The sequence below is a fragment of the Frankia sp. Cppng1_Ct_nod genome (genome assembly GCF_920656135.1).
In the GTDB taxonomy this organism is placed as follows: domain Bacteria; phylum Actinomycetota; class Actinomycetes; order Frankiales; family Frankiaceae; genus Protofrankia; species Protofrankia meridionalis.
In genome coordinates this window covers 24389-34950 of sequence record NZ_CAKKTK010000050.1, presented here as the reverse complement: position 1 = coordinate 34950, position 10562 = coordinate 24389, and the positions used below count along the sequence as shown (strand labels likewise).

At 67.0% G+C, this 10562-nt stretch carries 11 protein-coding genes; 6 read left to right on the top strand and 5 right to left on the bottom strand.

Translation table 11 applies throughout. The features are described from left to right. The first annotated feature begins 482 nt into the window (after positions 1-482). From NBW77_RS14815 to NBW77_RS14800, 4 genes are all read left to right on the top strand, one after another. Positions 483-815, top strand: a complete 333-nt coding sequence (locus tag NBW77_RS14815; protein ID WP_131745282.1) for a hypothetical protein — start codon at positions 483-485, stop codon at positions 813-815. Positions 816-976: 161 nt separating this feature from the next. Beyond that, complete coding sequence (locus tag NBW77_RS14810; protein WP_131745281.1) at positions 977-1183, top strand: nucleoside triphosphate pyrophosphohydrolase family protein; 207 nt, start codon at positions 977-979, stop codon at positions 1181-1183. Positions 1184-1548: 365 nt separating this feature from the next. Beyond that, entirely contained in the window at positions 1549-1878 is a 330-nt protein-coding gene (locus tag NBW77_RS14805) for a hypothetical protein (protein ID WP_165485815.1), read from the top strand. 206 nt (positions 1879-2084) lie between these two features. Next, complete coding sequence (locus tag NBW77_RS14800; protein ID WP_250279891.1) at positions 2085-3182, top strand: ABC transporter substrate-binding protein; 1098 nt, start codon at positions 2085-2087, stop codon at positions 3180-3182. 21 nt (positions 3183-3203) lie between these two features. Here the strand turns inward: NBW77_RS14800 and rsmI are convergent, their stop codons facing one another. Continuing rightward, a complete protein-coding gene (gene rsmI, locus NBW77_RS14795) occupies positions 3204-4130 on the bottom strand; it encodes a 16S rRNA (cytidine(1402)-2'-O)-methyltransferase (RefSeq protein ID WP_131745279.1) in 927 nt (308 codons plus the stop codon). Positions 4131-4211: 81 nt separating this feature from the next. Here rsmI and NBW77_RS14790 point away from each other — a divergent pair, with 81 nt between their 5' ends. Then, entirely contained in the window at positions 4212-5771 is a 1560-nt protein-coding gene (locus NBW77_RS14790) for a dolichyl-phosphate-mannose--protein mannosyltransferase (RefSeq protein WP_131745288.1), read from the top strand. 31 nt (positions 5772-5802) lie between these two features. Here the strand turns inward: NBW77_RS14790 and NBW77_RS14785 are convergent, their stop codons facing one another. From NBW77_RS14785 to NBW77_RS14775, 3 genes are all read right to left on the bottom strand, one after another. Beyond that, positions 5803-7260 carry a hypothetical protein gene (locus NBW77_RS14785; protein WP_131745278.1) on the bottom strand — a complete coding sequence of 486 codons (1458 nt, stop codon included), beginning with the start codon at positions 7258-7260 and terminating at the stop codon, positions 5803-5805. Between the two features lie 83 nt (positions 7261-7343). After that, the gene (locus NBW77_RS14780) at positions 7344-8132 is read right to left on the bottom strand and encodes a class I SAM-dependent methyltransferase (RefSeq protein WP_250279890.1); all 789 of its coding nucleotides are present in this window, start codon (positions 8130-8132) and stop codon (positions 7344-7346) included. Next, positions 8129-9457 (bottom strand): glycosyltransferase family 2 protein, encoded by a 1329-nt coding sequence (locus NBW77_RS14775; protein WP_250279889.1) that lies wholly within the window; start codon positions 9455-9457, stop codon positions 8129-8131. The genes NBW77_RS14780 and NBW77_RS14775 overlap by 4 nt, the downstream gene beginning before the upstream one ends. Before the next feature lie 266 nt (positions 9458-9723). Here NBW77_RS14775 and NBW77_RS14770 point away from each other — a divergent pair, with 266 nt between their 5' ends. Continuing rightward, the gene (locus tag NBW77_RS14770; RefSeq protein WP_131745275.1) at positions 9724-9927 is read left to right on the top strand and encodes a hypothetical protein; all 204 of its coding nucleotides are present in this window, start codon (positions 9724-9726) and stop codon (positions 9925-9927) included. A 51-nt stretch (positions 9928-9978) separates the two neighbouring features. On the opposite strand, the gene NBW77_RS14765 is transcribed toward NBW77_RS14770, so the two are convergent. Next, positions 9979-10527, bottom strand: a complete 549-nt coding sequence (locus NBW77_RS14765; protein WP_131745274.1) for a hypothetical protein — start codon at positions 10525-10527, stop codon at positions 9979-9981. Between the last annotated feature and the right edge of the window lie 35 nt (positions 10528-10562).

Below are 10562 nucleotides of genomic sequence, written 5' to 3'. Positions count from 1 at the left end.
GCAAGACGCCCACCACACCGGCAGTAGCGACCTCGCCCGCGCTGCTCGCTCACTGTAACTACCGGCCTTCCCGGTCGTCCCGAACGGGCTTTCCATCAGTGAAGTCTAGCCGTAACAATTTGTCGTACAGCCCAGCATGCATACCGATCATGCATGGCACGGCTACTACTCATCGCCGAGTGGCATCAGGGTTCGTGTAGGCCCTGGGGCCGGGGTTGAGTGGCCATCGTTCACGCCGCTGGAACTCCCCCGGCTCCAGGAGCCATCCAAACGAGGCAGGCAGCGGGAGGCGGCTGGATAAGCGGCGCGCGCAAAGAGCTGGATGATCCGCTGTACCACCTGGAGGAACAATGCGAAACGGCGCTCCAGCGGTTTGAAGAATTTGAGGTCAACTTGAGCCATTGCGAAGACGACCTGCCCGCCAATTCCCTTGAGTATGCCGCCATGACTGAACGAGTAGAAAACGCTGCGGAGGAGCTGCGGTGGATCAGGAATCAGATGGGCAAACTGGCCGGACGCGCGAAACAGTCCGCGAGGCAGCCACCCGGAGGGTAAAGCCCTACGCCGTCTTGAACGGTTACGGGGAACAGCTTGCCACCTTCGCCGAGTGGGAAGAAGCCCACGCCTGGGCGCATCTGGCGGCCAGCGAAGGCAGTGCGGTGCTGCCCGTTGAGGTTGAGGAACGTTTGCAGCGTATTACTCGCCGCATCACACGGGAAACCTGCGAACTGATTGCCTGGACGATCTTTACCAAAATTGCCGGCTGCGAACCCCGCGAGGAGCAGCTGCGTATACCTCCTTATGCGCTGGGGTAAATATTCGGGCGACCCGTGGGATCTTGGATCCGATCATACCGCCGACCTGTGCAAACGTCCCGGGGCCCCACGGCATCACCGAATATGTACGCGCCGGGAGACGGTTAACAACGAAGACGAGGTAATGTAGTGACGGAAAATACGGCCCCGTGGAGGCTACCGTGGATCTTGCCAACTTCCAGCGTAGCGCCAACGAGACAAGCCAACTGAGGCTCGGCGGCCCGCAAGGGGCCATCGCCCCCATGCTCGGGCTCGCCAGCGAAACCGGCTCCATCCTCAGTGTTTACAAAAAATACCTCCGGGACGGCATCGACTTGGCCGCCAACCGTGAATTTTTGCGGGAGGAGCTGGGCGACCTGCTGTGGTAAGTCGCAGCCGTGGCAACCGCCTGCGGCCTGGACCTGGAAGACATCGCCAATCACAACCTGCGGCGCACGCGGGACCGCTACCCTGCCAGGAAGTTACCCCATCCTGTTCACGAAATTCCGGTGTTTGATGCCGGATACCCACCACATGAGCGGTTCCCCCGCCGCGTGGTGGTGGCATTTGCGGAGCGACCGTTGCCGTCCGGCCGGTCCGTGGCAACCCGGACACTGGTGGAGGCGGAGCCTAACGCCTTTGCTTCCCCTGAGACCTCGACGGCCGGTGGCAAAGAAATCCCCTCTCTGTCAGAGTTGAGTGAGACACCCTCGTGGGTGTGAGCTGGCTACGGAGGGCGTGATCGGAGATCCTGATGTTCATGGAGCCTGAGTCGCAGGAGGGCCCGGCCGGGTCACCGCCGTCGCGTGACCCGGCGCCGCGCCCGTCGCGGCGGGTGTTCAGCACGGCGTACAAGCTGCGGATCGTCGCGGAGTACGAGAACGCCCCGCACGGTGAGAAAGGCGCGATCCTGCGCCGGGAGGCCGCCCCGGGGCTGACTAGCGGCCGAACCCGCATCAAAGCCAAGTTCACGGCCAGGCCCGAACCACTCGCCCTATTCTTCCCGCCGAAGTGGGGAATTAATGACCGTCTGCCGGCCGGACCAGTCCCGGCGGCCGCGCCAGGGGACGCGCCTGCGGAGTGATCGGCTGGGCGACCAGGATCCCCCGCACCGGACGCGGCAGGAACGGGTCGGCCTCCAGCCGGGCAAGGCCGAAGATGTCAACCGCCCAATCAAGATCGCCTGCCGGACCGTACGCCCGGTTGTGGCACGCAACCGGCACGAGGTGTCGTGACCATGTCTGCGCGTGGCAGGGCGTCGCGGACCCACCACCTGGTAAACACATACCGATGTCCTCACCACTCACCGTCGCGCTGGTGACACCGCTGACCGGCCCGGCAGCCGCGCACGGTCTGGCCGCCCTTCGCGCCGTCACGCTGTGGACGCGCGACGAGCAGCTGCCGCCGCCGTGGGACGAGGTGTGCGTCACCGCCTATGACGCGAACCCGCAGCCCGCCGCGGCCATGCGGGCCGCCGCCGGAGCACACCCGGAAGCGATCTTCGGCCCACACGGACAGCACGCGGCGCTGGCCGCGTGCGGTGCCACCGAGCGGGTCGTGTTCAACATCGGCGCGCCTTCAACCCGGTTCGTCCGCCAGGCCTTCCCGAACGTCATCAACATGGCCGCGCCCCATTCGACGTGGACGCGGGGGGTCCTTGCCGCGGTCCGCGCCGCCGACCGGCGGGCTCTCAAGGTAGCGGTGCTGGTGGCGTCCGGTGACTGGGCGTTGGAGGTGGTGTCCGTTACGCGGGCCGCGGCGGCACGGCTCGGTTTCGAGGTCGCCTCCAGTGTCTTCCGCCCCGGCCAGGCCATGGGCGCCGCGCGGCGACTCCCACCGGCCGATGTGCTGATCGTCCAGGGCGATCCCGCCGACGAGACGACAGCGGCCGAGGTGCTGCTGCGCCGGCCCTGGCGGGCCGCGGCCTTCTCCACGGCCGGGCACGACGACGCCCTGGCCGGCCTGGGTGAGCGTCGAGAAGGACTGCTGGGCCCGCGGGCCTGGTCACCGCTGCTGCCCGCGGAGGCCGGAACCGGTCCGAGCGTGTCCGAGTTCGTCACCGACTACGAGCGGATGCACGGGCAGCTACCAGCGGCAACAGCGGCGGTGGCGTACACGGCCGGGCTGATCTTCGGGCGGTGCGTCCGGCTGCGCGGGCGGGTCGATGACACGTCCGTGCTCGCCACCGCGCGCGGACTCGACACATCCACGTTGTTGGGCCGCTTCCGCCTCGACCCGGCCACCGGGCTGCAGGTCGGTCATCAGGGCCATCTGGTGCAGTGGCAGGACGGCGTGGCCGGTACGGTCTGGCCTCCCGCGCGTTCCCCCGGTCGGCCGGCCTATCCACGCTGGCAGGTGAAGACACCTGTCATCCAACGCAGCGGCTGACGGTCAGGACGGACCGGGCGGTCAGGACGGGCCGGGCGCGTTCCCCCCACGGTGGGACCTGGAGCGGTCACCGCCGCTCTTCGCGGCGACGACCGCGTCATAGACCAGGCCGCGCGGCACACCGTGCTTCGCGGTCACCGCCGCGAGGGCCTCCTTTCTCGACATCCCGGCCGCTTCGTGGCCGGCGACCTCGGCAGCGAGCATGACGGCGAAGGCCGCCGCGGCAGGCGTCCCGGCGACCAGCGCCGCCGCGGGTGGCGCCGGGTTCGGCGCACCCGCCACCACCAGGGTGATCTCCCCCTTGACATCCCGGCCATGTGCCCATCCGGCCAGCCCGGCGAGATCGTCCCGGACGATCTCCTCCCACGTCTTGGTCAGTTCCCGGCACAGGACGGCCGTCCGCTGCGCCCCGAAAGCCGAAGTAAGATCGTCAAGTGTCGCGGACAACCGGTGCGGAGCTTCCAGGATGACCAGTGTGCGCCGTTCTCCGGCCAGGTCCCTGAGCCGCGACCGGCGTTCCCCGGACTTGCGTGGCAGGAAACCTTCGAATACCCAGCGGTCGGTGGGCAGCCCGCTGACCGCGAGCGCGACGGTCACCGCGGACGGGCCCGCCACAACGGTTACCGGCACCCCGGCCATCGCGGCGGCGGCTACCACCCGGAACCCCGGATCCGAGACCGCGGGCATTCCGGCGTCCGTGATGAGTGCGACGGTGGCTCCGGCACGTAGCTCGGCGAGCAGGAAGTCCGCACGGGACGCCTCGTTCGCGTCAAAGCAGGAGACGACCCGTCCGGAGATGGTGACGCCGAGGGCAGCGGTCAGCCGGCGCAGGCGGCGGGTGTCCTCGGCTGCGACGATGTCCGCGCGGGCGAGTATCTCGCCAAGACGTGGGCTGGCATCGCGGACATCACCGATCGGCGCACCGCATAGCACCAGAGTCCCGGACACCCACCGAGTCTGCCAGGTCCGACGACCTACATTGATGCGGTGGCCGTGACAACGACGTATCCGACCGTGGACAGCGGCAGCATGCAGGCCCCGGTGGTCGCCGTGGGCGACGACGACCGCCCGACCCTGCGGGAACGGCTGGTTCCGCCAATGCCGACCGACCGGGTCACCGGCTGGCTCGCCTCACTCGCGATTGCCACGGTCGCCGGCATCATGCGGTTCTGGCACCTCACCGAACCGCGCGGAATTTACTTCGACGAGGTCTACTACACCCACGACGCGTACAGCCTGCTCACCCACAGTTATGAACTGACCGATATCAAGAGCGGGTGCAACGGTCCCGGATTCGTCGTGCACCCGCCGCTCGGCAAGTGGCTGATGGCGGCGTCCGAATGGCTCTTCGGTTACACCGACTGCGCCGACGTCCCGCATGGCAACCCCGAACTGGGATGGCGGTTCGCCTCCGCGGTCGCGGGAACACTGGCGGTACTCGTCCTTGCCCGCACCGCCAGGCGGATGTTCCGGTCGACCCTGCTCGGCTGCTTCGCAGGCCTACTGCTCGCCTTCGACGGGCTGGAGTTCGTCCAGAGCCGGATCGGCATCCTTGACATCTTCTTGATGACCGGGCTCGTGCTCGCCCTGGCCTGCCTGGTTCTCGACCGGGACCACGGTCGGGCCCGCCTCGCCTCCAGGCTTGAGAACACCGGTAAGGACATCGACCCACGGGGCCTCCAACCGGGGAACGGCCCGCGGACCGGCGTTCGGCCATGGCGGCTGGCATGCGGGCTGTTCCTCGGCGCATCCATGGGCGTGAAGTGGAGCGCCCTGTACACGATCGTCGGATTCGCCGCGCTCGCGATCGCCTGGGACGTGGGTGCGCGCCGGACCGCCGGCGTCCGCCGTCCGACCCTGGCCGCCCTCCGGCGGGACGGCCCGCAGTGGTTCGCAAGCTTCGTTCCTTTGCCGATCATCGTGTTCTTCGCGACGTGGACAGGCTGGTTCATCACCGACGGCGGCTACAACCGGCACCGGTACCGCGGCGGCACGTGGGCCGCTCTGCACAGCTGGTGGGACTACCAGATGCAGATCTACCAGTTCCACAAGCATCTCAGCGCCTCGCACCCCTACGCCTCAAAACCGCTGAGCTGGCTGCTCCTGGGCCGGCCGGTGGCCTATTTCTACAGTTCGCCCAAGGTCGGGGAGTCCGGGTGCACCGCCCAGGGCGGCTGCTCCCGGGAGATCCTCGCGATCGGCAACCCGGCAATCTGGTGGGTCGGCACGCTGGCCCTGGTCGGCATGCTCGCCCTGTGGGTGAGCCGCCGGGACTGGCGGGCGGCCCTCGTCCTGGTTGGCTTCGGCACGTCGTTCCTGCCGTGGCTCGCGTTCCCCAGCCGGACGATGTTCCTGTTCTACGCCCTGCCGCTGCTGCCGTTCCTCGTCCTCGGGTTGACCGCGCTCGCAGGCGTCGCACTCGGTTCCAGAACCGCCTCGGACACCCGTCGGCTTGTCGGTTCGCTGGCAGCCGGCGTCTACGCGATCGTCGTCGTCCTGCTGTTCGTCTACTTCTATCCGATCATGGCGGCACAGGTGATCCCCACCTCCGCATGGCGGGTCCGCATGTGGTTTCCCAGTTGGATCTGACGATCTGTAGTTGCCCAATAGGGTTAAGCGGCTATTTGGTAGCCGATCGCTCCTTCGTGCGCAGCACGCGGGTCTGCATGCGGACGAGCCGCAGCTGGTGCAGCCCGAACGCCCCCGCCAGTGGCAGACAGACCAGGGTGGGAAGCAGGTAGCGGTAGTCGAACGTGGCGGTCGCGCAGGGGATCACCAGCAGAACCAGACCCATGCCGACGAGCAGCAGGCAGTCGTGACGTAACCGGGCCCGCCCGTAACCAGAAGCAATCATGGATGCCAGCACGCCCAGCAGCGCGCACCCTCCGAGCAGCGGACCCGGGGTGAATCCGAACGACTGGTAGCCACGCAGCAGACCACCGAGAACCGGATCGTAACGGCGGGGCACGACATTGCCGTCGTAGCTGTTCAGCGCATGGTCGATCTGCCAGTGTGGATCGACTCCTCCGGTCGGGAACTGCCAGCTCGCCAGGTACCAGTCACGCGGATAAGCGCGCCGTGACGCCGCGAAGAAGTGCAGGACGTCACCGGCCACCATCCGGCCGTATGCCGCGGGCTGCGCTTCGATCACCTTGAACGCGAAGTCACGAAAAAACGCGGTCGTGTCCGCGTCGAACGTCGCGAAACCGAACCGTGGACTGTTCGGGTCCCAGTCGTAGTAGTTGGGCCCTGGCCGCTCGCCGGGTGGATGCGGCGAGCACAGCGGAATCTCCCGGGGTTTCACCTCGATGCGGGAACAGTCGGCGAACTGGGCGACCCGGCCCCAGAGAAACAATCCGTCCACGTTCTGCAGGGCAAAGTTTCCGTACACGCAGGCGAACCAGGCCGCATAGGCCAGCAACGGCAACGTACAGCCGAGACCGAACGCGACGAGCCGGCGCCCACGGGCGGACCTGGCAAGCAGATACAGGCCGGCGAGGACCGGCAACACCAGCGCCACCGAACGGGTGAGCGTGGCTGCCCCCAGTAGTAAGCCGGCCCCGGCGCACCTGGTCAGAGTGGGGCGGGGGTGCCATAGCAGCACCATGATTGCCGCGGTCAGGAGGACGGAGAACACCGTTTCCGCCATGACCATCTGCTCGATGTTCACCTGGTAGGCGTCCAGCAGCACCGGCGCGGCAGCCGCCGAGGAAAGGCCACGGGACAACCCGCGGCGCAGCGACAGGTAATAGAGCGCGAAACCGAGACCAAGGCCGAGCAGGTGCTGGACTGCTGGTATGACCGCCAGCGACGGAGACCACGTGAGCAGCCGCAGGAATGCCGAATATCCGAACGGGCGGACCGAATCCGGACGTAGTATCCGGGAATACCACATATAGGAATATGAGTCGCCGTAGAACTCCAACGCCGGCCAGTAGGCGAAAAGCGCCGCGAGCCGCAGTATCGTGCCGGTCACGAACAGCACCACGAACAGACGGTGGCGAGCCCGGAGTTCACCGGTGGCATGCCGTGTCGCGCGCCACAACATCCCCCGCGTCCCCCGCGTCCCCCGGTTCACGGGAGAAGGCCACCGGGCCGCCGAAGGGGGTGGTACGGCCACCTCCTCAGGCGGAGCCAGGACGGGGCGGACCAGTTGCTCTGTCACTCGCGGCCCGGCCCCCACCGTGCCACGCCGACCCCCGTCAAACCGACCCCCGCCAAACCGACCTGTGTCGCATCCACCCGTGTCGCATCCACCCGTGCCACACAGAGCAGGGACTGGCCGAACGGCACCCGCATCCGCCGCTCGATGAACCGGGTGGTGGGCATGACGACCCGGTCATAGACCCGCACCAGACGCGGAGCGGCGCTGCGCTGCCCCGCGCAACGAACGGTTGCCCACCAGGCGATCCCACCGAGCAGGTTCACCGGTTGCAGCGACTCGACGCGAAGACCGGCCGTCTGCACCGTCCGCCGCAGTGTGGACGGCGTGTAGCGGCGGAAATGACCGACCATGCGATCGAACTCGCCGTACAGCGCGGGGTACGCCGGAACCCACAGCACGGCCCGCCCACCGGGCACCAGCAGACGCCCGAGCCGTCGAAGCGTGCCGGCGTCGTCGTCGATGTGTTCCAACACGTTCATCATGATCAATGTGTCGACCGGGGCGATCCCCGTCGCCCCGGCACCCAGGCGGCCGATGTCGAGCGGTATCACGTTGACATCGGCGCGAGCGATAAAGCGATCACGCAATGTCCGCAGGCAGAACGGATCGGTATCGGAGACGGTCAGATGGTCGTAACCGCTCAGCCCCGCGGCGAAATCGCCCAGACCGGACCCGACCTCCAGAATCCGCCGGCCGCAGTGCGGCGAGACGAGATCGAGTTCGAACCGCCGGTAGTTGACCGCACAGGCGCCGCCCAGATGATTCTCCAGCGTCAGCGGTGTCACTTCGCACCCATCCGGGACGGGGGGAGCTCCGCGTCCCGGATGGCCGGGATCGAGGCAGGGGCACGCACACCGGATCCCGGACTCCCCGCTGTGAGCAGATGCAGGAAGAAGGATGCGAAAGCACTCTGCGCGCCCAGCACCATCAAGGTCATGGCCAACAGTGCCGGCCTCAGTTCGTTGAGCGGACCGAGACCGGCGGCGATCCACCGGGCCAGGATGATCGCGTCAATACCAAGACCGATGAGGAACAGCCCGAGCCCGGCCACCAGACCACGCTCGAGGGTGAACCGCAGCTGTACCCAGGCAGAAAGTCTGCGCGGACGCTGCGCCCAGCCGACCGTACGGTGATAGGAGTCGGCGAAGACCCCGAGCAGCACCACCTGCCAACCGAGAATGGCCACCATCGCGAACAGCACGCAGAAGTGCACGTCGAGACGATGAAATCCGACGTCGAGGGATCCGGGTAGCAGCACGAACTGCCCGGTGACACCGAGTGTGAGCAGCACCAGCCCCGGGATGACGAACAGGTGACGGGGTGCGAGTAACAGCATGAAACGCACGTGGCGCCAGCCGTCACGCAGCGAGCGCAGTTTGGACGCGCCCACACGGGGGTGATAGGTGATCGGGACCTCCTCGACCCGCAGGTCGACCCGGGCGGCCGCGATGACCAACTCGGAGGCGAGTTCCATACCTTCGCAGCGCGGTCCCATCCGCTCGTATGCGGCACGGGTGAAAGCGCGCATTCCAGAATGGGCGTCGGATGACGTGAGGCCGAAGAGTCGGTTGAGCATCCCGTTCAGTACCGGATTACCCAGATAACGGTGCGACCGTGGCATCGCGCCGGGCATGATCCTTCCCGAGAATCGGGAGCCGAGAACGTAGTCGGCGCGACCGGCCCGCAGCGGCGCGACGAGTTCCGTAAGTTCGGAAAAGTCATAGGAATCGTCGGAATCGCCCATCACCAGATATCGGCCCCGCGCATACGCGAATCCGGCGAGGTAGGCGTTGCCGTAGCCTCGTCGCGGCTCGACCAGGACGCGGGCGCCGGCCGACCGGGCGACCGAGACCGACCCGTCCGTCGAACCGTTGTCGACAACGATCACCTCACCGCCGAGACCCGCCGCGGCGATGCCGACGAACGCCTTGATCACACAGGTCCCGACCGACGCCTCCTCGTTGAGACACGGCATCACCACGGAGATCTCGACGGCACCGGATGGGAGCGGGCTCCGCCCCGGACCGGCCCCATCGGACGGGTCGTATCGGTCGTACGGGTCGGATTCCGGGATCGACCGGGCTGTCAATGCCGCCACGTTCTCTGTCACGTCCCAGTCACCTGAGCCTCTAACCTCGATCGACAATGGATACCATCGGTGACGGTACTAACACTTAAAGAGAAAGAGTGGCAGGAGTAACCCGCGAGTTTCCACCTTAAGTAAGGTTTAAAATACTTTTCGTAAACTCAATGTCCGAAGTCTCAGCAGGTACCGAGAGGCTGCTGGGGGGTACCTGCCAACCCGATGACACGATCAGGGATCGTTGAGGACCAACCGCGGCTTCTCGCCGCCGACGCAGGAGGAAAGGAACGACCATGGCGGACGTGTCGGTGCGCTTCGCGATGACCGATGACAGCGAGATCGTGCTCAACCTGTCGCTCACGCAGGCGATCCGGCTGACCGAAGCCATCGCATCCAAGGTCAGTCAGGCCATGACGGAACAACCGCCCCGGGGCAGCCTCAACGGCAGCTCCTACGGCGGCCCGGCCGTACGCCCGGGTCCCTACTCGACATCCTGACGGATCGTGAAGCCCTCAGGCCTCACGATCCGTCAGCTCCCGGGAACGCTCCTACTGACCAGTCAGTTGGGCGATGAGAGCCCGTAGCAGGTCCAGGTCACGCCGGCGGGTCTCCGCCGGCGAACGGCCGTCGGAGTTCTCCGGCGCCATTGACGCCCGGACCCTACGCAGCTTGTCTCGCAGATGCGAGATCTCGCCCGGGGGCAACAGACCCTCTCGCAGTACCAGGACGACGTGCCCGCCGTGCTGGACGACGTCGACGGGCTGCGTCATGGCCACGGTGACGACCTGGATGCCGATCGGCTCCTCCTGGTCATAGACCATGAACAGCCGGTCTTCCGCAATGATCTCCGCGGTACCGTCGTCCCACAGCACGGTTGCCCGAGCCGATGTCGGCGGCACCCATGCCGCCGCCTCGACCCGCACCCTGTCCTCGCCGGGCCCGGACTCACGACGGGGTGCCAGATGCACCGCCAGGACGGTCCCACGGCGCGACCAGACCCCACCACCGAGATCATCCGCCGGGGACACCCGATCGCCTCTGGCGAACATAACGAGCCCGCCACGTCCGTCTTCCGCCGTGGGTCTCTGCGCGGGCATGGCGTGATCGTAATGTGATATGGACGGCAGCGAAC